At 65.5% G+C, this 26,462-nt stretch carries 22 protein-coding genes and 2 tRNA genes; 15 read left to right on the top strand and 9 right to left on the bottom strand.

All coding sequences use genetic code 11. The annotated features are described in order from the left end of the window. The first annotated feature begins 20 nt into the window (after positions 1-20). The 7 genes from EV687_RS05585 to EV687_RS05555 all read left to right on the top strand — a co-directional run bounded on the left by EV687_RS05585 (position 21) and on the right by EV687_RS05555 (position 6,961). Positions 21-1,004 carry an ABC transporter substrate-binding protein gene (locus EV687_RS05585; protein WP_122226814.1) on the top strand — a complete coding sequence of 328 codons (984 nt, stop codon included), beginning with the start codon at positions 21-23 and terminating at the stop codon, positions 1,002-1,004. Positions 1,005-1,146: 142 nt separating this feature from the next. Continuing rightward, on the top strand, positions 1,147-1,920 hold the full coding sequence (locus EV687_RS05580) for an ABC transporter ATP-binding protein (protein WP_122226813.1): 774 nt from the start codon (positions 1,147-1,149) through the stop codon (positions 1,918-1,920). Positions 1,921-1,927: 7 nt separating this feature from the next. Then, complete coding sequence (locus tag EV687_RS05575; RefSeq protein ID WP_242612475.1) at positions 1,928-2,737, top strand: ABC transporter permease; 810 nt, start codon at positions 1,928-1,930, stop codon at positions 2,735-2,737. Positions 2,738-2,778: 41 nt separating this feature from the next. After that, the gene (locus EV687_RS05570; RefSeq protein WP_122227257.1) at positions 2,779-3,297 is read left to right on the top strand and encodes a nucleoside deaminase; all 519 of its coding nucleotides are present in this window, start codon (positions 2,779-2,781) and stop codon (positions 3,295-3,297) included. A 10-nt stretch (positions 3,298-3,307) separates the two neighbouring features. Beyond that, positions 3,308-4,111, top strand: coding sequence for an FAD binding domain-containing protein (locus tag EV687_RS05565; protein ID WP_122226811.1), 804 nt, complete (start codon positions 3,308-3,310; stop codon positions 4,109-4,111). An 8-nt stretch (positions 4,112-4,119) separates the two neighbouring features. After that, on the top strand, positions 4,120-6,402 hold the full coding sequence (locus tag EV687_RS05560) for a xanthine dehydrogenase family protein molybdopterin-binding subunit (RefSeq protein WP_122226810.1): 2,283 nt from the start codon (positions 4,120-4,122) through the stop codon (positions 6,400-6,402). Beyond that, positions 6,389-6,961 (top strand): (2Fe-2S)-binding protein, encoded by a 573-nt coding sequence (locus EV687_RS05555; protein WP_122226809.1) that lies wholly within the window; start codon positions 6,389-6,391, stop codon positions 6,959-6,961. Before EV687_RS05560 ends, EV687_RS05555 begins: the two co-directional genes overlap by 14 nt. A gap of 25 nt (positions 6,962-6,986) precedes the next feature. Here EV687_RS05555 and cobA read toward each other — a convergent pair whose 3' ends face one another. From cobA to EV687_RS05520, 7 genes are all read right to left on the bottom strand, one after another. Then, complete coding sequence (cobA, locus tag EV687_RS05550) at positions 6,987-7,781, bottom strand: uroporphyrinogen-III C-methyltransferase (protein ID WP_122226808.1); 795 nt, start codon at positions 7,779-7,781, stop codon at positions 6,987-6,989. Positions 7,782-7,981: 200 nt separating this feature from the next. Further along, the gene (locus tag EV687_RS05545) at positions 7,982-8,326 is read right to left on the bottom strand and encodes a DUF3088 domain-containing protein (protein ID WP_122226807.1); all 345 of its coding nucleotides are present in this window, start codon (positions 8,324-8,326) and stop codon (positions 7,982-7,984) included. A gap of 254 nt (positions 8,327-8,580) precedes the next feature. After that, positions 8,581-9,006: a hypothetical protein gene (locus tag EV687_RS05540; protein ID WP_130466461.1), complete on the bottom strand. Its 426-nt coding sequence runs from the start codon at positions 9,004-9,006 to the stop codon at positions 8,581-8,583. A 155-nt stretch (positions 9,007-9,161) separates the two neighbouring features. Further along, positions 9,162-10,514, bottom strand: a complete 1,353-nt coding sequence (locus EV687_RS05535) for an LLM class flavin-dependent oxidoreductase (protein ID WP_122226806.1) — start codon at positions 10,512-10,514, stop codon at positions 9,162-9,164. A 524-nt stretch (positions 10,515-11,038) separates the two neighbouring features. Continuing rightward, positions 11,039-11,115: transfer RNA gene (locus tag EV687_RS05530), tRNA-Pro, on the bottom strand. Positions 11,116-11,253: 138 nt separating this feature from the next. Beyond that, positions 11,254-13,920 (bottom strand): AAA family ATPase, encoded by a 2,667-nt coding sequence (locus EV687_RS05525; protein ID WP_122226805.1) that lies wholly within the window; start codon positions 13,918-13,920, stop codon positions 11,254-11,256. Beyond that, positions 13,917-15,140 carry a metallophosphoesterase family protein gene (locus EV687_RS05520; protein WP_122227255.1) on the bottom strand — a complete coding sequence of 408 codons (1,224 nt, stop codon included), beginning with the start codon at positions 15,138-15,140 and terminating at the stop codon, positions 13,917-13,919. The genes EV687_RS05525 and EV687_RS05520 overlap by 4 nt, the downstream gene beginning before the upstream one ends. 569 nt (positions 15,141-15,709) lie before the next feature. Here EV687_RS05520 and EV687_RS05515 point away from each other — a divergent pair. The 5 genes from EV687_RS05515 to EV687_RS05495 are packed head-to-tail and all read left to right on the top strand — an operon-like array spanning position 15,710 to position 21,384. Continuing rightward, positions 15,710-16,978: an acyl-CoA dehydrogenase family protein gene (locus EV687_RS05515; RefSeq protein WP_242612474.1), complete on the top strand. Its 1,269-nt coding sequence runs from the start codon at positions 15,710-15,712 to the stop codon at positions 16,976-16,978. A 57-nt stretch (positions 16,979-17,035) separates the two neighbouring features. Then, the gene (locus tag EV687_RS05510) at positions 17,036-18,052 is read left to right on the top strand and encodes an ABC transporter substrate-binding protein (RefSeq protein ID WP_122226803.1); all 1,017 of its coding nucleotides are present in this window, start codon (positions 17,036-17,038) and stop codon (positions 18,050-18,052) included. A 5-nt stretch (positions 18,053-18,057) separates the two neighbouring features. Next, positions 18,058-18,867, top strand: a complete 810-nt coding sequence (locus EV687_RS05505) for an ABC transporter ATP-binding protein (protein ID WP_122226802.1) — start codon at positions 18,058-18,060, stop codon at positions 18,865-18,867. Further along, positions 18,864-19,694, top strand: coding sequence for an ABC transporter permease (locus tag EV687_RS05500; RefSeq protein ID WP_122226801.1), 831 nt, complete (start codon positions 18,864-18,866; stop codon positions 19,692-19,694). Before EV687_RS05505 ends, EV687_RS05500 begins: the two co-directional genes overlap by 4 nt. A 7-nt stretch (positions 19,695-19,701) precedes the next feature. Continuing rightward, positions 19,702-21,384, top strand: coding sequence for an amidohydrolase (locus tag EV687_RS05495; RefSeq protein ID WP_242612473.1), 1,683 nt, complete (start codon positions 19,702-19,704; stop codon positions 21,382-21,384). A gap of 158 nt (positions 21,385-21,542) precedes the next feature. On the opposite strand, the gene EV687_RS05490 is transcribed toward EV687_RS05495, so the two are convergent. After that, positions 21,543-21,619: transfer RNA gene (locus EV687_RS05490), tRNA-Arg, on the bottom strand. A 122-nt stretch (positions 21,620-21,741) separates the two neighbouring features. Then, positions 21,742-22,953 (bottom strand): GNAT family N-acetyltransferase, encoded by a 1,212-nt coding sequence (locus tag EV687_RS05485; RefSeq protein WP_122226800.1) that lies wholly within the window; start codon positions 22,951-22,953, stop codon positions 21,742-21,744. A gap of 71 nt (positions 22,954-23,024) precedes the next feature. Here EV687_RS05485 and EV687_RS05480 point away from each other — a divergent pair, with 71 nt between their 5' ends. The 3 genes from EV687_RS05480 (at position 23,025) to EV687_RS05470 (ending at position 26,448) form a co-directional block, all read left to right on the top strand. Then, positions 23,025-24,746: an NAD+ synthase gene (locus tag EV687_RS05480; RefSeq protein WP_122226799.1), complete on the top strand. Its 1,722-nt coding sequence runs from the start codon at positions 23,025-23,027 to the stop codon at positions 24,744-24,746. A gap of 183 nt (positions 24,747-24,929) precedes the next feature. Then, the gene (locus EV687_RS05475) at positions 24,930-25,268 is read left to right on the top strand and encodes a P-II family nitrogen regulator (RefSeq protein WP_122227251.1); all 339 of its coding nucleotides are present in this window, start codon (positions 24,930-24,932) and stop codon (positions 25,266-25,268) included. 259 nt (positions 25,269-25,527) lie between these two features. After that, complete coding sequence (locus EV687_RS05470) at positions 25,528-26,448, top strand: hydroxymethylglutaryl-CoA lyase (protein ID WP_122226798.1); 921 nt, start codon at positions 25,528-25,530, stop codon at positions 26,446-26,448. Positions 26,449-26,462 lie beyond the last annotated feature (14 nt).

Below are 26,462 nucleotides of genomic sequence, written 5' to 3'. Positions count from 1 at the left end.
TCGACCGAGGAAAAAGCCCCATGACGATCCGCCCCTTGCTCACTTCCATCGTGCTGGCCTGCGCCAGCGTTGCCGCCCAGGCGGCCGACAAGCTGACCGTGCAGCTCGACTGGCTGCCCGGCGGCGACAAGTCGTTCGTCTACTCCGGCATCGAGCAGGGCTTCTTCAAGGAGGAAGGCCTGGAAGTGCAGGTGCTGACGGGCCGCGGCTCGACCGATGCCGTCACCAAGATCGCCACCGGCACCGCCGATGTGGGCTTTGGCGGCATCTCGGCGCTGATGATGGCCGCGGCCGAAGGCAATGTGCCGGTCAAGGCCGTGATGTCGCTGTACTCCAAGCAGCCCGATGCGCTCTTCACCCGCGCCAGCAGCGGCATCAAGACCCTCAAGGACATGGAAGGCAAGACGGTGGCGATGCCGACCTTCTCCTCGTCGAACGCCCTGTGGCCGGTGGTGCTGCAGAAGAACGGGGTGGACGCCGAGAAGATCCGCGTCATCAAGACCGACCCCTCCACCATGGCGCCGATGCTGGCGCAGGGCCGCGTCGATGCGACGATCAACTGGGTCACCGTCGGCCCGGCGTTCAAGGACGTGCTGGGCCAGGCCAAGCAGGAGCTGGCGGTGCTGCCGTGGACCGACTTCGGTCTGGACGGCTATGGCTGGTCGGCGCTGGCCAGCGACAAGCTCATCAACGAGAAGCCCGAGGTGCTGCAGCGCTACCTGCGGGCGCTGACCAAGTCGGTGGAATTCGCGATCGCCAACCCGCAGCAGGCCGCAGCCGATCTCAAGGCCCAGGTGCCGGAGGCGAATGCAACGGTGGTGCAGGCCGAGTTCGAGGCCTCGATTCCGCTGCTGCGCAACGAGGTCAGCCAGGCAAATGGCTTTGGCACCTTCGATCCGGCCCTGCTCAAGGCCACCTGGGGCTGGGTGTCGCAGTCGATGAACTATGCCGAAGACAAGGTCGATCCCGAAACCCTGGTGAACCGCAGCTTCGTCAAGCCTTGACTGGGGCTTGACACATCGTCCGGCCCTGCCGGCTCCGTCAAGCCATGGCGGCGGCAGGCCGTTAGCACACCCCGTTTGCATGCCCCCGTCGGCATGACCAGGGCGTGGGCCCCACGCACCCTCGCATCCACGCATCCACGATATGGAACATGTGATTGATCTCGACGCCGTCGGCCAGGTTTTCACCTCCAGCGACGGCACCCGCATCACCGCCTTGCAGGGCGTGGACCTGCATTTGCGCCGGAACGAATTCGTCTCGCTGATCGGCCCTTCGGGCTGCGGCAAGTCCACCATCCTGCGGCTGATTTCGGGGCTGCTGCGGCCCACCGAAGGGCTGGTGCGGATCTTCGATTACCCCGTCACCGAGCCGCGCGACGAGATCGGCATGGTATTCCAGAAGCCCACGCTGCTGCCGTGGCTGAGCGTGCTCGACAACATCACTTTTCCGATGCGCCACAAGTACGGGCGCGTGAGTGACGCCGAGCACCAGCGCGCGCGAGAACTGCTGGCGATGGTCGGGCTCGGGGATTTCGGCCACAAGCGTCCGCACGAGCTCTCGGGTGGCATGCAGCAGCGCGTCTCGATCGCCCGCTCGCTGCTGCACGACCCGGACATCCTGCTGATGGACGAACCATTCTCGGCCCTCGATGCGCTCACCCGCGACGAGATGAGTTTCGAGCTGCTGCGCATCTGGAACGAGCGGCCCAAGACCGTGGTGTTCGTGACCCATTCCATCCAGGAGGCGCTGCTGCTGTCGGATCGCATCGTGGTCATGAGCGCCCGTCCGGGCAAGGTCGACGACATCATCGACGTGCCGCTGCCGCGTCCGCGCAACATGGCGACGCTGGCCGATCCGGTCTTCACCCAAATGGCCAATGACATCCGCATGCAGGTGTTCAGCCGCGCACCCGTGTGAGCCGCCCATGTCTCCATCACCCACGACTTCCCGACAAACCCAGGCCCCTGCGGTGCTGCGTTTCCTGAGCCGCCAGGCCTCGCTGCTGGTCTTTCTGCTGGTGCTGATCGGCTGGGAGCTGGCGTGCCGGTTGCTGGCCATCCCGGAGTACATCCTGCCGGCGCCCAGCGCGATTGCGCGTGCCGCGGCCGATGTAGGCGCATCGCGCTGGCTGGACCACCTCGCGGCGACGCTGCAGGTGGCGTTGGCCGGCTATCTGGTGGCCATTGCGCTGGCGCTGCCGCTGGCCATCGCCATCACCCGCTCGGCGCTGCTCTCGCGCATCATCATGCCCTGGCTGGTGGTGATCCAGTCGACTCCGATCGTGGCCATCGCGCCCATCATCGTCGTGACGCTGGGGGCAGGCTGGCTGCCGCGCATCGTCATCACCACGCTGATCGCCTTCTTCCCTCTGGTGGTCTCGACCGCGCTGGGGCTGGCCTCCGTGCCGGCGGAGTTGATCGAGCTGTCGCGCTCGCTGCGCGCCAGCACCTCGCGCCAGTACTGGCAGATCCGCATGCCGTATGCCGTGCCCTACTTGTTCTCGGCGCTGAAGGTGTCCATCACGCTGGCCATCGTCGGCGCCGTGGTGGCCGAGTTTGTCGCCGCCGAGAAGGGGCTGGGCTACCTGATCCTCTTTTCCACTTCCTCTTTCAAGGTGCCGGTGGCGTTTGCCGCGCTGGCCCTGCTGGTGGTCAGCAGCCTGGTCCTCTATGGCCTGGTGCGCTGGCTGCAAAAGCGCCTGTTCCCCTGGAGCCAGGGCGCGGACGGCGTGTGAAGCGCATGCCGCCAGCCAGCCTTCGTGAACTCGAGAATCGCATGACACAGACCACTCCATCCCAGACCTTCCCGCGCAGCGGGCCAAGTGAAGCGCAGATCCTGCGCCACCTGCGCCACGCCGGCGCGGTGGCCGAGCGCGCCGTGGCGCTGGGCAAGCACCCGTTCGGCGCCGTGCTGGTCGCGCCCGACCACGAGACCGTGCTGCTGGAGCAGTGCAACATCGACACCGTCAACCATGCCGAGTCGACGCTGGCGCGCATCGCCGCGCACAACTACAGCCCCGCTTACCTGTGGGACTGCACGCTCTACACCACTGTCGAGCCCTGCTGCATGTGCGCCGGCACTGCCTACTGGGCCAACATCGGCCGCGTGGTGTTCGGCATGACCGAGGCGGACTTGCTCGCATGCACCGGCTCGCATGGCGAGAACCCGACGATGAGCGTCTCTTCGCGCTACGTGTTCGACCATTGTCAGAAGCCGGTCGAGCTGATCGGTCCGGTGCCGGCGGCGCGCGCCGAAATCCTGGCTGTGCAGCAGGCCTTCTGGGCCGCGCGATAAGGGAAGGGCGATGCAACTGCTGAGCCCCGCCACGCCATGGGAGGCGCAGCGCCTGGCCGATGCGCTGGGGCCCTCGGCGCGCTACCTGTCCGGCGCGACGGTGGTGCAGCAGGAATGGGATGACCCGCGCCTCGCGCCCGATGGCATCACCTTCATCAACCTGATGGGCTGGCCGCAGACCCAGCAGATCACGCTGGAGGAGGAAGGCCTGCGCATCGGCGCCGCCGCGCGGCTGGAGACCGTGCGCACGAATGCCTTGGTGCATGCGCATGCGCCGCTGCTGTGCACGGCGCTGGCGCAACTGGGCGCGCCCGGTGTGCGCCGGCTGGGCACCATCGGCGGCAACGTTGGCTGGGGCGTGGGCGATACCGGCCCGGTGCTGCTCGCGCTCGATGCCGAGGCTGAACTGGCGGATGGTCGGCGCGAGCCCCTGTTCCTCTGCCTGCAGCGCCCGGTACGTCCATTGATGACGGCGTTCTGGCTGCCCCGCGCCGACCGGCACCCTCCGAGCCGCAGCGTGTTCGAGAAGGTGGGCTATCGCGCGGCTTTTTCACCAGCGCGCATCCGGCTGGCACTGCGCTGGAGCGCCGATGGCCGGGCCGTGGCGCGCGTGGCCGCCGGCGCGCCGGGCACGCCGGTGCATCGGCTGCTGGCGGTCGAGGCCTTGCTCGATCCGGCCGCAGCATCGGCGTTGCCGACGCTGGAGGGCATCCGCGCCGCTTGCCAGGCCAGCCTGCCTACCGAGCTGGCGTTGATCGCCAGCCGTTTGATCGCCGGGCATGCCGGCTGCCTGGCGAACGCGGCCGAAGGGTAGGTGCATCGATGCATTTCGACACACCCCACCAAATCGCCCGGCCTGCCGAGGCACAATGTGACCGGCGGCCCGATGCCCAAGCCAAGCTCTCGGGCGATCCTGGTTATTTGACCGACCGTATTGCCACTGGCCAGTTGCGCGGCCTGATTCTCGGCAGCCCCTGGCCACATGCGCGCATTCTGCGCATCGATGTGGCGGCGGCGCGTGCCATGCCGGGTGTGCATGCCGTCGTCACGCATGCCGATATTCCCGGCGTAGCCGTGTATGGCCTGCGCAAGGTCGATCGGCCCATGCTGTGCCATGACAAGGTGCGCTACGTCGGCGACCCGGTGGCCGCCGTCGCCGCCGACGACCTTGCCACCGCCTACGCCGCGCTGCAGTGCATCGAAGTGGTCTACGAGCCTTTGCCGCTGATCGATGACCCCGAGGCCGCGCTGGCCGAGGATCTTCCGCCCGAGGCGCTGGTCCATCCCGGGGGCAACCTGCTGCACCGCGCCGCCTACCGCCATGGCGATCTGGACGCCGCGCAGGCCGCCTGCGCCCATGTGGTCGAGGCCGTCTACACCACGCCGCGCCAGTTGCATGCCTTTCTGGAGACCGAAGGCGGCGTGGCCGAGCCCGATGGACAAGGCGGCCTGCGGCTCTTCTTCGGCGGGCACAACCCGGCGCGCGAGCGCCAGGTGATTGCCGACATGCTCGGGCTGCGCCACGCGCAGGTGCAGGCCACCGGCACACCGGTCGGCGGCTCCTACGGCGGCAAGGACGAGCTGACCATCCAGCCGATTGCCGCCTTGCTGGCCTGGCACGCCCAGCGGCCGGTGCGCTTGCACCTGACGCGGCCGCAATCGGTCGATTTCGGCGTCAAGCGCCACCCGATGCGCATCCGCATGCGCACCGGCTGCGATGCCGCCGGCCGGCTGCTGTTCCACTGCGCCGACATCCTGGCCGACACCGGTGCCTACGCCACCCATGGTCCTGAAGTGCTGGATGCCGCGCTGGAACACGCGCCCGGCCCCTACCAGTACCAGGCGGTGGACCTGCAGGCGCGGCTGGCGTACACCAACAATGGCGTGGCGGGCGCGTTTCGCGGCTTTGGCGCCGTGCAGGTGCAGTTTGCGCTGGAGCAGCAGATCGATCGTTTGGCCGCCGCCGTGGGCATCGATGCCGCGGTCTTTCGCGCGCTGAACCTTGCCAGCCCGTCGGCCCCCGGCCCGCTGGGGCAAACCGTGGTGCCCTTCGACGGCGCGCACCGTGCGCTCGACGTGGCACGCCAGCAGCCGCTGTGGCAGGGCCAGCGGCGCTGGCGCACTGGCGGTGGGCGTTATCTGCATGGCATCGGCATGGCGCTGGTGCACCGCAGCGACGGCTTTGGCAAGGGCGGGCCCAGCCACAGCCGCATGGTGCTGGCGCTGGCCGCCGATGGCGCCATCGAACTGCGCTGCGGCTTTACCGAGCTGGGCCAGAACCTGATCGGCAGCATGCGCAACGTCTGTGTCATGCATCTGGGCTGCGCGCCGGAGGATGTGCGCCCGGTGCTGGGCGATACGGCCTGCACGCCCGATTCCGGCCCGGTCGCCGCCTCGCGCGCCACCACGCTGGCCTGGCGCGCCGTCACTGACGCACGCCAGGCGTGGACGGAAGCATTGACCGCCGCTGCGGCGCAGTGCCTGGGCACGCCCGCCGATGCGCTGCGCCTCGGGCCGGGCGGCGTCTACCAGGGCATGGACCGCGTGCTGGACTATGCACGCCTGGCCGAATCCATGGGCGTGGCGCGGCCCTGCATCACGGTCGAGCTGCACCCGGAGGATCCACCACAGAACGCCCATGACACGCATTTTGTCTTTGGTGCCTGCGCGGCCATCGCGCAGGTGCGCATCGACACCTGGAACGGCACCATTCAGGTCGAGAAGATGCTGATGTGCTCGGCGCTGGGGCCGGTGGTGTCGTTCCAGGGCCTGCTGGGCCAGATGGAGGGCGGCGCGGTGATGGGAATGGCGATGTGCACGCAGGAGGAATTGCCCTGTGTGGGCGGCCGCTACACCGCGCGCAACCTGGATGCCTACTTCATCCCCACTTTTGCCGATGCACCCGAGATGGAGCTGCTGGCCATCGAGAACCTGCCGCCGGGCGATCCCGTCGGGCCGCGCGGGGCTGGCGAGATCAGCGTCAACTTCGCGGTGCCGGCCGTCGCCAATGCCCTGTCGAACGCCTTGCGCCGCCCCGTCACCCATTTGCCACTGCAACCGGCGCAGGTGATCGCCCTGCTGGAGACTGCCGATGAACACCCATGAACCAGCGGCGCTGTGCGTCCTAACGACCGATGGGATTGAGACGAACGCTCTGACCGAGGCTGCCGAGATGGTGCTTCGCATGCAGCTCAATGGCCAGGCCGTGTCGGTCCGTTGCCGGCCGGACACGCGTCTGCTGACGCTGCTGCGCGAATACTGGCACCTGGTCGGCGCCAAGCCGGGCTGTGAGGTCGGTCGCTGCGGCGCCTGCATGGTCTGGTTCAATGGCGCGCCGGCCAATGCCTGCCTGCTGATGGCCTACCAGTTGCAGGGCCAGTCCGTGCGCACCATCGAGTCGTTGCGGGAGGATCCGGCCAGCGCTCCCGTCAAGGATGCGCTGGATGCCTGCGGTGGCGTGCAGTGCGGCTATTGCACCGCCGGCATGGTGGTGCACCTGACCTGGCTGCACCAGCAATCGCCCCGGCCCAGCTTTGCAGATGCGGAGGCCATGATGTGCGGGAACCTCTGCCGCTGCACCGGTTATGGCGGCATCCGGCGGGCGATGCGTGAACTGTTCGAGGACAACCGGTCAGCGACGGGAGCGACTGCGCGCACAAGCTGACCAGGGCGCGGCGGGTGTCCCGTGTTCAGCGGTTGGCCCGGCGCGTCGGCTCTTGCCGCTCCAGGGCTCCAATGGCACTGGATGCATCGAGCAAGCCATGGGGCGATTGCGCCAGCGCCGCAACCTCGCCAACGACAATGATGGCCGGGCTGCGCAAGCCCCAGGCGGCGGCATCGCGGCTTGCATCGGCCAGCCGGGTGTGCAGTTGCCGCTGCGTGGCCAGGCTGGCGTTCTCGATGAAGGCGACCGGCATGCCGCCCGGCATGCCGCTGGCGAGCAACTGGCGCTGGGTGGCTGCCAACGTCGAGACACTCATGTAGATCACCAGGGTGGTGCCGCCCGCCACCAGCGCAGGCCAGTTGGGGCCGCGGCCATCTTCGGTGTGGGCGGTGACCAGCGTCACGCCGTGTGTCATGCCGCGCATGGTCAGTGGAATGCCGCAGGAGGTGGCTGCCGCCAGGCCCGCGGTGATGCCATTGACCACTTCACAGGCCACCCCACGCTCGCGCAGCCAGTGCGCCTCCTCGCCGGCACGGCCGAAGATGCAAGGGTCGCCGCCTTTCAGGCGCACGACCTTCTTGCCCTGACGCGCGTAGCGCAGCATCAGGCGCTGGATGAAGGCCTGCGGCGTCGAGCGGCAGCCGCCACGCTTGCCGGTGCGGATGATGCGTGCCTGTGGACAGTACCCGAGGATGCTGGCGTCAACCAGATCATCGGCCAGTACCACATCGGCCTCGCCCAGTACGCGCACGGCCTTGAGAGTCAGCAGCTCCGGGTCGCCAGGGCCGGCACCGACGAGAAAGACGGGGTGGTGGGGCATGGCACTTCCTTCATGGGGCAGGTTGTTGGGGTCAGGCCCATCTTCTGGCAAGCAGATAGCATGCCAATTCCTGGCCAGCCGACACCCCATCTTTCTCGTTGGCATTGGCGGGATGGACGACGGTGATGGCCAATGCCTGCCTGTGCGAAAGCGCGCGGCTGATCTGATGGATCACACGTCTTGGGTGGTGAACAGGGTTTTTAGTGCGACCAGTCAATGCCATAGGTTTCTGCGAAATAGGCGGCAATCGCTTCCTTGCCTGCCACAAGGCTGTGGCCTTCGTGTTCACCGGTGACCTGGGATGAGTCGCTTTGGCCGTCGAGCACCAGCAAGGGCAGGCTCTGGTTGGCTTCGCCGGCAGCGGCGATGACGGCCTGGCGCGGCCGGGGGAAGGGCACGCGCCGGACCTCGATCTGGTCCTTGAGCTGCGGATAGACTGCCAGCACGCCTTCAATGAAGGTGCCCGCCGGGCAGAAGAATGTCTTGCCTGGTTGCTTCTCGTCGTCGAAGCCGGGTTGCAGCAGGAACAGCGTGGGTTTGGACATGGGTTTCCTTCGGAGTGTGAATGAAGAATGGGTTGGATGATCGGTCATGGAAAGTGTGCGGCCGGTACCGTGGCGATCGCCGGTGGGCAGGCGGGGCGTCCGGTTCCATCACCAGAATGACGGGAATCAATGCCACGTTGTGGCGGTCGCGGGCATTGCGCATGGTATGAATGGGATGGGGGGGCGTCAAAGATTATTAATTCATTAGTAAATGACAGGAGAATCGCTGTTTCCATGGAATGAGCGCTGCGCATTCAATGATTTGAATAAGCTGATAATTGGTTGATTTGAATGGGCATTAATGCAGTATGGGGACGATGCCATAATGGGCATGTGCATGATGATGCCGAGGCGGCATGCCATTTATTGGTGTGGCGGTCACGAATCAACGCATATTCCTGTGAATGCTCGCCGGTTTTTCCGGTGCGGCGCATGTGCCGCTGATTTTTTTCAGTCTCTCGGGCGAGATTGCGTGGCAACGTCGCTGGCCACCCATCCACTACCCCCTTCGTTTCCTGGGCGTTTTTCCTGGCAGGAGATTTCCCATGCCCAATCCATCCGAAGGCTGAGGCCAAGGCCCCGACGCCCGCCATGCCAAACGGATCGAGCCTTTGCGGCCCTTGTTTCGGGAGATCCGTGCAACCGCCATACAGCGTGAGCGCGATCACGAACCGTTGCATCCGCATCTCACGGCCTTGCGCGAAGCTGGCTTGACGGGCTGGCGTCTTCCGCCTGCGCTGGCCGAACTGTTCGCCGCGCTTATCGCGTTCGGCGAGGCCGATCGATGCGCTCGGGGTATCTGCCGCCAGGCGCGCGGGCCTGAGCGTCAGCAGATTCAGGCGGCTTGCTGCTGTTCGCTTGCAAAAAGGCTGGGCGGGCGGGGCAGGCCGAGATGGTCGCGCAGGGTGTCGCCGCTGTAGTCTTGCCGGAACAGGCCGCGCCGCTGCAGGATCGGCACGACCTCCCGGGTGAACACTTCCAGGCCACCGGGCAGCCAGGGCGGCATGACGTTGATGCCGTCCGCCGCGCCCTGCGTGAACCAGGTTTCGATATGGTCGGCGATCTGCTCAGGCGTGCCGGCCAGCACGAAGTGGCCGCGTGCACCGGCCAGCCGCTCGATGAGCTGGCGCAGCGTGGGCTTTTCCCGGTCAACGATGTCCAGCACCAGCTGGAAGCGGCTGTGTTCCTGCTGGTCGGCACTGTGCGGAATCAGGTGACGTGGGAAGGGCGCATCCAGGTCCTGGCCGCGCAGATCGATGTCCAGTCCGAGCTGGTTCTTCAACTGGAGCAGGGAGAAGTCGGTCTGGATCAGCTCGTCGAACTCCCGCTGCAGCGCACGCGCCTCGGCTTCGGTCGAGCCGATGAAGGGGCTGAGTCCGGGCAGGATCTTGATGTGGGCGGGATTGCGGCCCCACTGGGCGGCGCGTTGCTTGACGTCGCGGTAGAAGCTCTGCGCGCTCTCGAGCGTCTGATGCGCGGTGAAGATTGCTTCTGCATACTGGGCGGCGAACTGGCGCCCGTCTTCGGAGGAGCCGGCCTGCACATACACGGGCCGTCCTTGCGGTGAGCGGGGCAGGTTGAGCGCGCCCTGCACGCGCAGGTGCTTGCCGGTGAAGTTGGCCGCATGGATGCGATCGGTATCGGCAAACAGGCCGGTGGAGGCGTCGTTGACGAAGGCTTCGTCCTCCCAGCTGTCCCACAGCCGCGTGACGGCCTGCACGAATTCGTGCGCGCGCTCATAGCGTTCGGCATGCGAGGGGTGCCTGGTCAGCCCGTAGTTCCCTGCGGCGCTCTTGAGCGAGGACGTCACGATGTTCCAGCCGATGCGCCCACCGCTCCAGTGGTCGGTGGCACCGAACAGGCGCGCCAGCGTGTACGGATCGTAGAAGGAAGTGGAGGCCGTGGCGATGAAGCCGATCTTTTCGGTAGCCGCCGCCAGCGCGTTGATGAGCGTCAGCGGCTCCAGGTGAAAGCGGCTGGCATAGCGGATGCCGTCGCCGATACCCAGGCCATCGGCAAAGAACACCGCATCGAACTTGGCGGCTTCGGCCTGTTGCGCCAGCGACTGGTAATAGCGCACGTCGAGGATGCGCTCGCGCGCGGCCAGCGGATGCCGCCATGCAGCTTCATGGTGACCATTGGGGTAGATAAACAGATTGAGCGTGAGTTGGCGTGGTGCTTCGGACATGTTGATTGAATCCCTTCCGGATCATCCTATGGCAGAAGCAGCCCAATCGTTTAATGGTTTGTTGTTATTTGGAAATATCAAAATGAGTAAATAACAAATGGCTGTGAAGGATCTTCGTTGGTGTTCGCAATAGTGGCGTTGGCAGCCTGTGTGCCTTTGGCTATGTGCCTGCTGTCTAATGCATGTTTCCTGTGCAAAGCATTGCCAACGCGTCGGTTTGCTTTACACGCATGAAGCCATTGACGAGTTTGTGGTAGATGGTATGACCAAAAGGCACCCGGAAATACGTGACCAGCCCTGGGCCCTGTTCATGCGCGTCCTGAGCCACACGCCGCTGTCTGCATGGAAATGGAGGCTGGGCAAAGCCCGCGAACCATCCGGCAACAGCCAGGGTCGTTTTCAGGGAGGTTGACCTGTCCTCTGACGGACCACCGCACCGAGTAGGTACCCCGAATTGGGGTGAATGAAGCCCCAAGGTAAAAAGCCCAAGCGACAAAGTCGCTTGGGCTTTTTGTGTGATGTCCTGGTCGGGGTGAGAGGATTCGAACCTCCGGCCTCTACGTCCCGAACGTAGCGCTCTACCAGGCTAAGCTACACCCCGATGCCGGCAAACGATGTATTTCCACGATTGCCGGTAGCAAGCCGGTGATTATAGCCCGTTTTTTGAGGCCGGGATGGAAGTCGCGATCGGTGCCTCCCGTCGTCTGGATGCATGGATTGTTGCACGACACGGTGCCACTCAGGCCCCGGTCTTGATGGCCTGCATGTCGCGGGGCGGGGCTCCGAGGTCGCGCCAGTTGGCCGGGTGGCAGGTGAAGAGCAGGATCTGATGCCGCTGCGCGGCATCGAAGAGGATGCGCTTCATGGGTGCGAGGCGCTCAGGATCGCTGTGCACCAGCGCGTCGTCGAGGATGATCAGCGTCGGGCGGCCGGCCGCTTGCAGCAGGTCGGCATAGGCGAGGCGGCTGATCAGGCCCATTTGTTCGCGCGCGCCAAAGCTCAGGGCCTGGAATTCGCCACGCTCCTCGTGGCCGCCGGCGCCGGTGCGCACCAGTTGCGCGGGCATCAGGTTCTCGTCGATGTCGAGACTGGCTTGCGGGAACAGCAGCTGCAGGTAGTGGTGCAGGTGGTGCTGCAGCGGCGCCTGCAGCCGGCGTGTGAGCGCCTGGCGCTTGTCCTTGAGCGTCAGCAGCAGCAGGTCGAGGGCGGCGGCGCGGCGTGCCAGTTCGTCGCGGCGGCGGTGGCTGAATTGCAGTTCCTGGGCCAGCTCGGCCCGTTTTTCCTCCAGCCCCTGCGCGCCCAGTGCCTCGAGGCTGCTTTGCAGGCGGGTTAGTTCGCGTTCGCGCTCGCGGGCGGCGTGTTCGAGCGCCTCGGCGGTGCGGCCCAGGCGCTGGATGTCTTGACGCAGGATGTCGGGGCGGGCCGCCTCGATCTGCTGTTGGAGGCTGTTCATGTCCTTCCGCAGGGCCGATTCGGTAGCGCGCAACTCCAGCAGTTGCGTTTGCAGTTGCTGCGTGCGTTGTTGGCGCTCGGGGGCAATGATGTCGTTCTGCAGCCGCTGCCATTCGGCCTGGGCGATGCGGCTGGCCTGTTCGGCCAGGCCCAGGTCTTTCTGGTAGCGGGCCTCGGCCTGTTCGGCGGCTCGAAGCTGGTCGGTGGCGTTGTCGAGCAAGGTTTGCGCGGCAGTCAGGCTGGTGTGGATGCCGGTGTCGGAGTCGGTTTGGTTGACTGTGGCGGGTGGCAGGGCGGCCAACTGGGTCGACAGTGCCTGCCGGCGTTGACGCGCCAGTGTCAATTGGCCCTCGAGCGCATCGATTCCGTTGGGCGCCAGGTGGCGCAGCTGGAGTTCGTCTTGTTCGATGGCCTGCTGCAGGCGGCGGCATTGTTCGGCGCGGGCCTCGGCCTCCGACAGGTTCTGGACCTGCAGGTGCGTCTGCAGGGTGTTGATCCGGTCCTGCACGGCCTGTTGGCGGCGCACCAGCGAGGCCACGTCCTCGCCGCCAGGCTGGATGCGCATCAGGCCGATACCGGCGATACGCAGCTCGATCGGCTGGAGCAGGCGGCGCTCGCCCTGGCCGCGGATCGTTTCATGTCCGAGCTGCAGGCTCTGGCCCGCCTGCAGGTCGAACTGCAGGCGGGTGGCCACGGCTTGCTCGGCGACGCGCAAGTCGCTCAAATCCTGGTGGAGCTTCTGCAATTGCCGCAGGCTGGCTTCGTCGATGTGCAGTGCCTGCCACTGCCCGCGCCGTTGCAGCAAGTCAGTTTGCTGTGCTCGGGCCTGCTGCAGGCGGGCCTCGTTGTCCTTCAGGGTTTGCTCCAGCTGGGTCAGTTCGGCTTGAATGCCTGCGCGTTGCGCATCGTGTCGGGCCTGCTGGAGGGACTCGCGGCTTTGCTGGTAATGCAGTCTGGCCTGCTCCAGGCGGGTCTGGATGGCGCTTTGGCGCGCCTGCAGCTCTGCAAGCCGGGCGGCCTGGTCCTGCCGGTCCTTGGCGCGTTCGGCCAGTTCGTGCTGTTGCCGCTCGAAGGCCTGCAACTGGTCGTGGCAGAGCTGCTGGCTGGCCAGGCCGCTTTGCAACTCCTGTTCGGCACGCTGCTGTTCGTGCTGCCAGCGCGCAACTTCGGTCAGTTGGGCCTCGGCCTGGCGGCCCTGCTGGCGATAGGCCTCCCAGGGGCGGGTGGCGTCTTCCTGCTGCTGCAGGCGCAGCCCACCCAGTCTGTCCACTTGTTGGCGGTAGGTGTCGATGCTGGTGTCCAGTTCCGACAGGCGCATCTGCTGTTCCTCGCATTGCTGACTGACTCGGGCGAGGGCACCGGTCGGCCTGCCGGTAGCGGTGAGCAGTGCGGCACGCTCGCGCTCGACCTGGGCGATCAGCGCATCGCCGCTGCTGCTGGCCACTTCTCCCAGACTGGTGCCAAGAGCCGACTGGAGGTGTTTGCCGGCATGGCCGACGGCGGCATGGAGATCCTGGCCGGTGCCCTGTTCGATCCACAGGAGGCCGGGAATGCCCCAGTGCTCGGCCTTGCTGGCGCCGCGGCTGGGAAACTGGTAGCCCAGCAGTTCGGCCAGGCGCTCTTCGGCGTCGTCGCCATTGAAGGCCTGGCCATCGACCAGCAAGTCGCAGCGCTTCTGCTTGAGAAAGCGCTTGCGCAATTGCCAGCGCTGGCCCTGCCAGTCGAAGTCGAGTTCGACGGCGGGGGAGGCCGAGGAGTCTCCCCAGGGTTGCAACTCCTCGGCGCTGCTGGAGCGATGGCGTTCGAAGAAGGCGGCGCGGATGGCGCGCACCAGCGTACTCTTGCCCGACTCGTTGGGGCCGGTGAAGAGGTTGATGCCAGGCTCGAGCCCGTCGATTTCGATGGGCCCGTGGAACTGGCGAAACTGTTCGATGCGCAGGCGCTGCAGTCTCATGCCTGGTCCTCCCGCATGGGCGTTGGCTCAGTTGCTGGTGCCTCGGCCTGTTTCTCCTGCGCCTCCTGCGCCTCCTGCGCACCGGGCAGGCCCTGGCTGCCGTGGTCGCCTTTGCCGCTCTGCCGCTCGCGCAGCAGGCCCGCCAGAATGGCCAGCGCGTCGCGGGCGGCTTCACCTTCGTCAAGCTGCTGGTGTTCGCGCAGCTCGGCAATGGCATCACCCAGGTAACCGTCGGCCTGCAGCGCGGCCAGGTCGGCATCGGTGGGGGTCAGGCGCAGTTCGGCCAGGTCGCATTGCAGGCTGCGGCAGCGGCCCTGCGCAATGGAGATGGCTTGCTGCAGGCGTGCCTGGCTGGCCAGGTCGAGCTGACCGGCCAGTTGCAGCTCGAGCACGGCGCTGGCCGGTACCTGTTCGAGGCGTTCGATCAGGCGGTCCAGGTCGGAGGCAACGGCGAGCGCCTCGCTCCAGCGCTGCCACTGGAACTGGCCTACGGCGTGAGCCTCGACCTGGGGTGCACCATTCTCAGGCAGATCGACCAGCAGCACCTGACCGGCACCGTTGTCCTTGAAGCGGTCCTGCTCGGGCGTGCCGCTGTACCAGCAGCGTTCGTTGACGCACTTGAGGCCGTGCCAGTCGCCCAGTGCCAGGTAATCGAGCCGAGCACGCGCGGCACGGTCGGCGGCGATCGGATTGGGCGAGTCGATGTCGTCGGCCAGCAGGCCTTGCACGCTGCCATGCGCGAGGCCGATGCGCCGCAGTCCGCACGAGGTCTCGGCACTGTCGAACCAGCCGGTCAGGTCGCTGTGGGTTTGGCGCTGCGTCAGCGGCGCGGCCAGTACTGCCAGGCCCAGCTCGGGCAGTTCCAGCACTTGCGGCTGCAGGATCACGCGCACATGGGGTGCAATGGCGCCCAGGCGCGCCGCACGGCTCCAGACGCTTTCGGCCAGCGCCGCATCGTGGTTGCCCGGAATGAGGATCCATGGACCCGCAAAGCCTTCCATGGCGTTGAAGAGGCGGCGGATGGTGCGGTCCGAGACGGTCTGTGCGTCGAACACGTCGCCGGCCACCAGCACCGCTCGGACTTGCTGTTCGCCGGCCAGTGCGGCAATGCGCTCGACCGTGCCGAGGCGTGCTTCGGCCAGCGCGGCGGCATCTTCGGGCGCGAAGCGCCCGTACTGCCGGCCGATCTGCCAATCGGCAGTGTGCAGGATTCTGATCATCGGAGGCTGTTGGCTGGGCAAGAAGATGTCATTGTGCAGCTTGCGGTGCCACGGTGCCACGGTGCCACGGTGCCACGGTGCCACGGTGGCAGAGGAGGCTTCTGCTTCTGCGGCATCGACTCAAAGTTGATACCGGCGCCGGCATGACAGGCATGGACGTTACCGGGTCGGGCGGTCGCGTTGGCCGATAGGGAGACGAAAGTGCCGATCCATGCGGGGGAGGGGGGCAGTACAGGATTCGGGATGGCGCGTCCTATTGACTGGAGCATTATGGAGCGATCCGTGGTTTCCCCAAGGCTGGCTGGACAGGCTCCGAGAGCCTGTTGACGATCGCTCCATGTGGCAAGGGGTTGTACGAGCGGGGAGGGTGCGCAGCACTTGTTCCGTCGAAGGCGGCGATGAAGAGGGTGGCGTCTGCGGGTATTGAAACGATCTCTTGGGATGGATCGATATGCCATTCATTTATTTATTTGTTTCCCAAAGGTATTAGATTTTGATTCAATGAGTAAATTTCATTTTTTTCTAATGATCGGAGGGTATTAGCTATCCATTATTTTAAATGATTTGATGTGTATGATTTTGCTGTTCACCATCAATATGGCAGCAGCTCGCATTTCAATATGGCTCATACCGCTTTCGGCAGACTGACTCTCGGCGTGGATCCAGCGGATTGGTCGCCGTATGCGCAGAGTGTCCAGGGGTTGGTAGGCCAGCTCGCCGAAACCGCTGTGGATCGGGATCGGCAAGGTGGCACGGCGCGATTGCAACGCTCCTGGCTGCGGGAAAGTGGCTTATTAAATCTGGCCATTCCAGCAGAGTACGGTGGTGGTGGTGCAAGCTGGCCGTTGATTCTGGCGATCACACGGCGCTTGGCCGAAGCGGACAGTTCCATTGCGCATTTGTTCGGGTTTCAGCACCTGCAGGTCGCCAGTGTGCTTTTGTTTGGCTCCCCGGCACAACAGAGCGAATATTTGACAGCGACCGTCAAGAGCAACTGGTTCTGGGGCAATGCGGTGAACGCACGCGATACCCGCCTGCAGGCGAGTCGGGATACGCAGGGCGTGATCGTTTTGCAAGGCAGCAAGAGCTACTGCTCTGGCGCGGCGGATTCGGATGTGCTGGCGGTTTCAGTGGCCTTGGGCGAGCGGCCACAGGATCGCATTTTCGCCGTCGTGCCCACCGGGCGCGCCGGCATCACCGTGCACGACGACTGGGACAGCCTGGGCCAACGCCAGACCGATAGCGGCACCGTCTCCTTCGAACAGGTTCGGATTGATCCCAAGGAGGTTCTGGGGCCGCCTGGCGTGGCCTCCAGCCCGCGCGCAACGCTGCGCAACATCATTGGTCAATTGATCTTGACGGATATCTATCTGGGCAATGCCGTGGGCGCCTTGCAGGCCGCCATCAAGTTCGTACAGGAGGAAGTCCAGCCATGGCCGATGTCGGGGGCAGACCGTGCGGTCGAGGATCGGTTCCTGCAGTTGCGTGTCGGTGAGCTTTGGACCCAGTTGCGATCTGCGATTGCGTTGGCCAACGAGGTCAACCATGAATTTCAGCAGGCTTGGGAGCGTGGCTCTGCACTGACTGAAGAGGAGCGAGGCGTCCTGACCCTCAGCGTGGGCGCATCACGCGCACATGCGGCGGAAGTGGCCCTGCATGTGACGGCCCGCATCTTCGAGTTGCTCGGCGCTCGCGCTACGGCACGCAAGTATGGCTTCGATCGCTATTGGCGCAATGTGCGCGTGCACACCTTGCACGACCCCCTCGACTATCGGCGGCGCAGCATTGGTGACTGGCTTTTGACCGGCTCCATTCCCGATCCCTACGGCTATAGCTAGCGCCACAGGGCCATTCGTCCATCCATTTTGATTTCATTGTTCATCGCAGGAGTTCTCATGCCTCATCCATTTCAATTGACACGCCGCCAGTTCGGCCTGGGGCTGGCCGGTCTGGCAGGCGCCAGCGCGCTGCCTTTGCGTGCGCAGGACAAGGAACGAATCGTCGTTGCCGAAAGCCAGGGCTTCAGCTGGGCCATTCCGTATCTGGTGTCCAGCAACAACTACTGGCAAAACCACGGTATCGAGGCCAGCACCTTGCAGTTCACATCCGGGCGCCTGGCGTTCGATGCCGCGATTGCGGGCAAGGCCCAGTTCGCCACCTCGACCGACAGCGTGGTGGGGCTCGCCGGTGCGAACGGCGTGCGCGCCGTGATCGTGGCCGAGTTCACGCGGCTGTCCAGCGGCATGTCGGTCGCTGCCCGCACCGATCGCGGCATAGACACCCCGGCGGACCTGAAGGGCAAGCGTGTCGCGACGCCGCTGGGAACCAGCGGACACTTCTTTCTCAGCCGCTATCTCTCGCTTTTCGGCCTGACACCCGGGGATGTCACCCTGGTCAACCTGCGCGGACCCGATGCGGTGACCGCCATTGCGCAAGGCAACATCGACGCATTCGCCTGGGGCTGGGATTCGGCGCAGAAGGCGGTTGCCGATGCCGACGGAAAGGTACGGATCCTGCCCGATGACGGGCTGGAGTCGGTGTTTCTCAGCCATTACTCGCTCACCGCTGCGGAAGACACCGTGGCGAAGAACCCGGCGCTGGTGGAGAAAGCCGTGCGCGCCTTGCTCGATGCGGAGCGTTTTTATCTATCCAACCCGGACGAGGCGGTGGCATTGGTCGCCGAGCGGACCAAGAACACGATCGAATCCACCAAAGAAGGATTGGACAAGATAAAGGTGGGGGTTCGCCTGGACGAGCGCTTGCTCGATGACTTGGTACTCAATGGCGAATGGGCGATCGAGGCCGGGCTGGTCAAGCAGCAACCCGGCGAAGACCTGCGCAAGCTGTATCGCAGCCTGATCTACACGGATGCCTTGCGTGCAGTGGCTCCCGAACGCGTCACGCTGGTCTGACACGCATGCCCCATCCTTCCATCGAGCGACGCGATGTGCCTGCCGTTCAGGTCCGTGGTGTCTCGCAGCTTTTCATGTCGGCGGGCGAGTCGCTCAACTGGGCGCTGTCCGATGTCGACCTGGATATCGCCGCAGGGGAATTCGTGTGCGCCATCGGTCCGAGCGGCTGTGGCAAGACGACCTTGCTGAACATGATCGCCGGCTTCATCCGGCCTACCAAGGGGCAGTTGTATGCCCGGGGGCAGGCCATTACCGGCCCTGGGCCCGACCGGGGCGTGGTGTTCCAGGAATATGCGTTGTTTCCATGGCTGACCGCCCAGAAGAACATCGAGTTCGGCCTGAAGCAGCAGGGCGTTGCCAAGGCGCAGCGCCAAGCTTATGCCACCGAGTTGCTGCGCCTGACCGGCCTGTTGCATGCGGGGCAGCGCTATCCGTTCGAACTGTCAGGAGGCATGCGCCAGCGCGTGGCGGTGGCACGGGCACTGGCCACACGCCCGGGCATTCTGTTGATGGATGAACCTTTTGCCGCCATCGATGCCTTGACGCGCGCCACCTTGCAAGAAGAGCTGTTGCGCATCTGGCAGGAACTGGGTTTGTCGGTGTTCTTCATCACCCACAACATCGATGAGGCGGTGTTTCTGGCGCAGCGCATTGTCGTGATGTCGCCGCATCCGGGCCGCGTGCGCGACATCATCGACATTCCACTGCCATACCCCCGAAGGCGGGATGATCCTGCCTTTGGCGCGATCTATGCGCGGATCGCCCAGAGCTTTGAAAAACCGGTGGAACCAGAAAAGGAAAGGCTTGCAGCATGAGCCAGCAGGCGTTGGAGCGCGAGTTCCTGGCACGGCACAGGTCCAGGAAGCAGCGGGCGCTGCAGCAGCAGATATGGCTGGGCAGTCTGGGGATTCTGCTGTTTCTTCTGGCATGGGAAGTGGCACCGCGGGTGATTCCGGGCGTGAACATCAAGATGTTTCCGCCGCCCTCGCACATCGTGGGCGTGTTCGCGCAGATGACCTGGACGACCGGCGAGATCTGGCCCCATCTTGGCGCCAGCCTGTTGCGCGCGTTATGGGGCTTTCTGTTGGGGTCGATCGCGGGCATCCTGGTAGGCGTTACCACCGGACGATGGCTGGTATTGCGCCAGATCAGCGATCCGGTGCTGCACGGTTTGCGCGCAATTCCCGCCATCGCGATCGTGCCGCTGGCCATCGTCTGGTTCGGACTGGGGGACATCTCCAAGGTCATGCTGATTGCATGGGGCACGTTCTTCCCCGTCTGGATCAACACCTTCATCGGCGTCAGGGATATTCCACAGGTCTACCTGCGCTCTGCCGCCACGCTGGGCACGCGGCCTGGCGCCATGCTGCTGCAGGTGGCCTTGCCTGCGGCGCTGCCATTCATTTTTGCGGGCTTGCGGCAGGCGACTGCCGTGGCGTTCGTCGTGCTCGTGGCGGCAGAGTTGGTGGGCGCGGAAAAGGGGCTGGGCTATCTGATCTCCTTCGCCCATCTGGTGTTCCGGGTCGACATCATGTTTGTCGGCCTGATCTACCTGGGCGCCATCGGTTTTCTGGTCGATCAGCTTTTCGCCTGGTCGCTGCACCGCTTCTTCCCATGGTATGGCGCAGATGCCAAACGCTGAGGTCCCGGTGAACCAGCCCGACCCATTGGGCGCGGCCGATACCGTGCTGTTCAACGGCCACGTATTGACCATGGAGCCGGCAGGAGCGGTGCAGCAGGCGATTGCCATCCGCGCGGGCCGCATCCTGGCAGTCGGCAGCGATGCCCAGATCCGGCGTCATGTCGGTTCGGCGAGCCAAACCATCGACCTGCAAGGCCGTACGGCCTTGCCGGGCCTGATCGATGCGCACGCCCACATGGAACGTGAGGGACTGAAAACCCTGCGGCCCAGCCTGGCCCATGCGCGCAGCGTCGGCGACGTGCTGAACGTGGTTGCCCAGCAGGCCGCCATCCAGCCCAAGGGATCCTGGATCATCACCATGCCGGTGGGGCAGCCGCCGTTCTATTTTGGCGGGCCGGACAACCTGGCTGAAAAGCGCATGCCAACGCGAGAGGAACTCGATGCGGTGGCGCCCCGCCACCCCGTCTACATTCCCGGCCTGTTCGGCAATTGGGGCGTACCGCCGGGATACAGCGTGCTCAACAGCCTCGCGCTGGCCGCCAACGGGATGGACCAGGCGTCGTGCCCCGACTGCACGGGCATCGAGGTGATGCGCGACGAGCAGGGACGCGCCACCGGCCAGATCATCGAGCACAACAAACGCCCCTTGCTGGAATTCGCGCTGCTGACCCGGGTGCCGGCGTTTGGCTTCGAGGATCGGCTGGAAGGTTTGCGGCGCAGCCTGCCGATCTACCACGCATACGGCACCACCAGCATCTACGAAGGGCATGGCTCGGCGCCCGAAACCATCGCGGTCTACCGCAGGCTCTGGGAAGAAGGCCAGTTGAGCATGCGCACGCGCCTGTGCGTCAGTCCAACCTGGTCGAATGTGAAGGAGGCCGGGGAGGCCATGCGTGACTGGCTGGCATTTGCCCGTGGCAGGGGGTTGGGTGACCCCTGGCTGCGAATCAGCGGGGTCTATATCGGTCTGGGCGGCCATGCCGCCACAGCAACCGCAGTGCGCAAGGCCCTGCCCAATACCGGCTGGACCGGTTTTGTCGAATGGTCGAACAGCATTGGGGACTTCGAGGCCTACGCCTGGCTGGCAGCCGAACATGATTTGCGGGTACACAGCGTGGTCGTGGATCGCTTGGCCGAGGTACTGGAAGTCTTCGAGCGCATCAACCAGTCCTTCCCCCTGCATGCCAGACGCTGGGTGGTCGAGCATGTCGGGCGTGTCAGTGGCCCAGACATCGAAAGACTCAAACGCCTGGGCATATCGGTGACCAGCATTCCGTTCTACCTGCTCTGGAAGAACGGCCGCGACCGGCTGGGCGAGCCGGATCAAGGCCATGCGTTCGTGCCTCAACGCAGCCTGCTGGAAGCCGGTCTGCCGGTCAGTGCCGGCAGCGACAACATTCCGGTCAGCCTATTCAGCGCGGTATGGGCATCGGTGGTGCGCCGCGAGCGCACCACCGGCCAAGTCATTGGTCCGGGCCAGCGCCTCGATCGCCTGCAGGCTCTGCAGATGGTCACACGCAATGGAGCCTACCTCAGCTTCGAGGAACATCTCAAGGGCACACTGGCACCGGGCAAGCTGGCGGACATCGCGGTCTTGAGTGCCAACCCGCTGTCGGTCGCCGATGACGGCCTGGCAGATATCCATTCCGAACTGACGCTCGTTGACGGTCGGATTGTGCATCGCGCTTGAGAACCTGCGTGGGCAGGCCTGGCGTGCCGTGCCAGGCGCAACCCCCAGAGACCGCGCGGCGCGCCGGACTGTCCAGTCTCCAGGCACACCACGGCTGTTATCGGCTGGCCGAACGCCATGTCATCGGGCGGCCGGCGCGGGTTTGTGTTCGTTATCCATGGCCTGCCAGGAGGGACTCGAACCCCCGACCTGCTGCTTAGAAGGCAGCTGCTCTATCCAGTTGAGCTACTGGCAGTCAGGCCCCGCTGGTCCGCGGCGGCATGGTGCGTTGCACACCATCTCCGTGGGGTGGGGCAGGGCACGCATCATACCAGCAGTCGTTTGCCTCGATGGAGCCCCGTGGGCGGTCTCACGCACTCAGTCTCGTGGTCGCAATGGGCTGTGGGCGTCGAGCATGTCGTGATAGTGGCCGACATGTTCGCGCTCCTGCTGCAGAAAGTCGGCGATGGCGGCGCGAAAGCGCGCATCGGCAATCCAGTGGGCGCTGTGCGTGGTCTGTGGCAGCAGCGCGCGGGCGAGCTTGTGTTCGCCCTGGGCGCCGCCTTCGAAGCGCTGATAGCCGTTGGCGATGCACCAGGCCAGCGGCTGGTAGTAGCACAGGTCGAAGTGCAGGCAGTCGATGCGCTCGAGCGCGCCCCAGTAGCGTCCGTAGGCAATGCGCTCAGGCCCGCCATGTCGGGTGTTGTCGTGCAGGCCGATCAGGCTGCTGGCGACGGGGTGGCCGGCGCGCTCGGCGATGATCAGCAGCCATTGCCCGGGCAGGTCGGTCTGCATGTGCTGCCAGAAGGCGTCGTTCAGGTAAGGGGCGTTGCCATGCTCCAGGTAGGTGCGCTGGTAGCAGGAGCGAAAGAACGCCCAGTCGGCCTCGGCAATATCCGGTGCCAGCAGATGGCGGTAGCTGACGCCCGCGTCCCGCACCTTGCGCATCTCCTGGCGGATCTTGCGGCGTTTGTCGCGTTGCAGCCGGGCCAGAAAGTCCTCGAAGTCGTGAAACGGCGCCGTGGCCGGGTTGGTCCAGTGGAACTGCACGCCCTCGCGCAGCAGCAGGCCCAGCGCATCGCCGGCAACAAGATCTTGCTCGCCTGGAAACAGCAGGTGCAGCGAACCCAGGTTTTCGGACTGGCACCAGTCCAGCACGGCCTGCAGCAGTTGCCGGCGCAGCACGGCATCGGGTGCCAGCAGGCGGCTGCCCGGCACTGGCGTGAAGGGCACGCCGATCACGGCCTTTGGGTAGTAGCGCAGGCCATGCTGCTGGTAGGCGCGGGCCCAGGCAAAGTCGAACACGTATTCACCCCAGGAGTGGCTCTTGAGGTAGAGCGGACAGGCGGCCAACAGCCGCTCGCCCTGCCACAGCGCGACGTGCCGGGGCAGCCAGCCGGTGTCAGAAGAGGCGCTGCCGCTTTGCTCCATGGCCTGCAGGTAGGCATGGCGCATGAACGGCGTGGGGCGGGCCTGCGTGGCCAGCAGCGCGTCCCATTGCGGCGCGTCCAGCTCCTGCAGGCGGTGGTGCACCCGGGCGATAATCGGCGCAGCGCACGGCGGCCGGTGGTTGGGCGGGGACTCGTTCATGGCTGCGGTGGTTTCACGAATGACGGATGGCGACCCGGTCGGGGTCGCGCCAGCACAGACGAGACGGTTTCATGAGTCTTTCCATATGCGTTGCGCAGCTTAACCCTGTCGTGGGCGATTTGCAGGGCAATATCGAAAAAGCCATTCGGGCGGCCGCCCAGGCGCATGCCGATGGGCACACCCTGGTGGTGTTCTCGGAGCTTTTCGTCTCTGGCTATGCAGCCGAGGACTGGTACCTGCGGCCCAACTTCCTGCGCGATTGCGAGGCGGCGCTGCAGATGCTGGTGGCGGCCAGCGGCCAATGGCCCGGCCTGCACATCGTGATCGGCCATCCGGTGGCGCTCGATGCCAGTGCCAGCCTGCCGCGCGACAGCGATTACCTGCCGCCGGCCTGGAATGCGGTCAGCCTGATCGAGGATGGCGTGCTGCGCCATACCTACCGCAAGCAGGCGATTCCCAATTACGGTGTGTTCGATGAGAAGCGCTACTTCGCCAGCAGCACGGCGTTGCCGGCAGCGGCGGGCCCTGCCGGTGGCAGGGCGACCGGCCCGGCATCGGTGGTGGAGGTGGCGGGGGCGCGCATCGGCCTGCTGATCTGCGAGGATGCCTGGGTTCCCGCGCCCGCGCAGCAGGCCAGGGCCGCTGGTGCCGAGCTGCTGCTGGTGGTCAATGCCTCGCCGTTCGTGCTGGGCAAGCGCGAGAGGCGCATCCAGGTGCTGCAGCAGCGCGTGCAGGAGACGGGCCTGCCGATGATCTACGCCCATGCGGTGGGTGGGCAGGACGAGCTGGTGTTCGACGGCCATTCGTTTGCGCTGGCTGGCGACGGGGCGCTGGCGGGCATGGCGGCTGGTTTTGCCGAGCAGCTCTGGCCGGTGGCGGTGCGGCGTGGTTCGCAAGGTCTGGTGCTGCAGGCCGAGCTGGCGCACCAGCAGTCCGATGAGGAGCAGATCTGGCGTGCCCTGGTGCTGGCCACGCGCGACTATGTCGGAAAGAACGGATTCCGCCATGTGCTGCTGGGCCTCTCGGGAGGGTTGGACTCGGCGCTGGTGCTGGCCATCGCCGTCGATGCGCTGGGGGCCGAGCGCGTGCGCGCGGTGATGATGCCTTCGCCCTATACCGCATCGATCAGCCTCGATGATGCCCGCGAGATGGCGCGGCGCCTGCAGGTGCAGTACGACGAGATCGGCATCCGTCCGGCCTTCGAAGCCCTCAAGGGCAGCCTGCAGCCGCTGTTCGGCGAGCGGCCGGAGGACACGACCGAGGAAAACCTGCAGGCACGCATCCGTGGCGTGCTGCTGATGGGCCTCTCCAACAAGTTCGGCGGCCTGCTGCTGACCACCGGCAACAAGAGCGAGATGGCGATGGGCTACTGCACGTTGTATGGTGACATGTGCGGCGGCTTTGCGCCGCTCAAGGATGTCTACAAGTCCGATGCCTTTGCGCTGGCGCACTGGCGCAATGCACATGCGCTCGATGGCGCGGTGCCGGACCCGATCCCCGAGCGCATCATCACCCGCCCGCCCAGTGCCGAGCTGCGCGAGGGCCAGACCGACCAGGACAGCCTGCCGCCCTACGAGATGCTCGACGCCATCCTGAGGCTGCGCATGGAAGCGGAGCAAAGTGCCGAGGCCATCGTTGCCGCCGGCTTTCCCGCCGAACGGGTCGAGCAAGTGCTGCGCCTGTTGCGCATCAACGAATACAAGCGCTGTCAGGCTGCGCCCGGCCCCAAGCTGGGCAGCCGCAGCTTCGGCAAGGACTGGCGCTACCCGATCACCAACCGCTATCGTGGCTGAGGGGGGCCGCAGACGGAGCATGCCACCAGCGCGCCAATGGATAACCGGGGCGACCCGCATGCCTTGCAATAGGCGTTACCATAGCCCGTTCGCATTCCGATTCCACCCGCACCAAGAACACCGCACGGGTTCCAGACAAACGCCACCCATTGGCTTTCAAAAGGCAGGAGAACACCCATGAGCATGAAACTGATCACCGCCGTCATCAAGCCCTTCAAGCTCGATGAAGTGCGCGAGGCGCTGGCCGAGGCCGGCATCACGGGCCTGACGGTCACCGAAGTCAAAGGCTTCGGGCGCCAGAAGGGCCACACCGAGCTGTACCGTGGCGCCGAATACGTGGTCGATTTCCTGCCCAAGATCAAGATAGAGATTGCCGTCAACGAGGGCGTGGTGGAGAGCTGCGTCGAGGCCATCGTCCGGGCTGCGCGCACAGGCAAGATCGGCGATGGCAAAATTTTCGTCACGCCGCTGGAGCAGATCCTGCGCATCCGCACTGGCGAACAGAATGAAGAAGCAGTCTGACCGGCGCGCCGCGCCTGCCCCGCCGATCCTGCGCCTTGAAGCGCGGCAGCATCGGTGACCGTTCTGGCAGGGTTCATGGCGAGGATGTATCAGGCGCACTCCGTTGCCCGGCGCGGCCATGCCTACACTGGCATATGCGGCGTCCGGGCTGAGCAGCGGTTCCAGGCCTGGCCGATGGTGGGTGCATGGTTGATCGTGAGTTGTGGATCGCAAATCCGCAAATTGCACCACGCCGCCCAGATACCCAGGAGACAAAAGCATGGCAATTCCCCACAAGGTCAAGCTGGTCGACGTGGGCCCGCGCGACGGCCTGCAGAACGAGAAGCAGCTCGTGCCCGCCGAGGTCAAGATCGGCCTCGTGCAGCGCCTGCAGGCGGCGGGCCTGCGCGAGATCGAAGTCACCAGTTTCGTCTCGCCCCAATGGGTGCCGCAGATGGCCGACAACGCCCAGGTCATGGCTGGCATCGAACGGCGTCCGGGCGTGCGCTACTCGGTGCTGGTGCCCAACATGAAGGGCTTCGAGGCGGCATTGCCAAGCCGGCCCGACGAGATCGTCGTGTTCGCCTCTGCCAGCGAATCCTTCAGCCAGGCAAACATCAACTGCTCCATCGCCGGGAGCATCGAGCGCTTTGCGCCGGTGGTGGAGGCGGCGCGCGCAAAAGGCATTCATGTGCGCGGCGCCATGTCCTGCACGGTGGGCTGTCCCTACGAGGGCGAGGTGGCGCCCGAGCAAGTGGTCCGTCTGGCCGGGCTGATGCGCCAGATCGGCGTGCAGCACGTCGGCGTGGCCGACACCATCGGCGTGGGCACGCCCCGCAAGGTGCAAAAGGCGCTGGAGGCCGCGCTGCGCCATTACGCGCTGGACGACGTTTCAGGCCATTTCCATGACACCTACGGCCAGGCCGTGGCCAATACGCTGGCGGCCCTGGAACTGGGCGTGTGGCAGTTCGACACCTCGGTGGCGGGCCTCGGCGGCTGCCCCTATGCCAAGGGCGCTACCGGCAACGTCGCCACCGAGGATGTGGTGTTCATGCTCGACGGCATGGGCATCGAGACCGGCATCGATCTGGACAAGCTGGTCGATGCGGGCCTCTACATCAGCGACTACCTGGGACGGCCGTCCCAGTCACGGGCGGGCACGGCCATTGCCAGAAAGCGTCCGCAGGCGCAGGCGGCCTGAACACGGGAGCCGGG

Origin of the sequence: Corticibacter populi (genome assembly GCF_004217315.1) — a bacterium.
In the GTDB taxonomy this organism is placed as follows: domain Bacteria; phylum Pseudomonadota; class Gammaproteobacteria; order Burkholderiales; family Burkholderiaceae_C; genus Lampropedia; species Lampropedia populi.
This window is presented reverse-complemented; position numbering and strand designations above follow the sequence as displayed.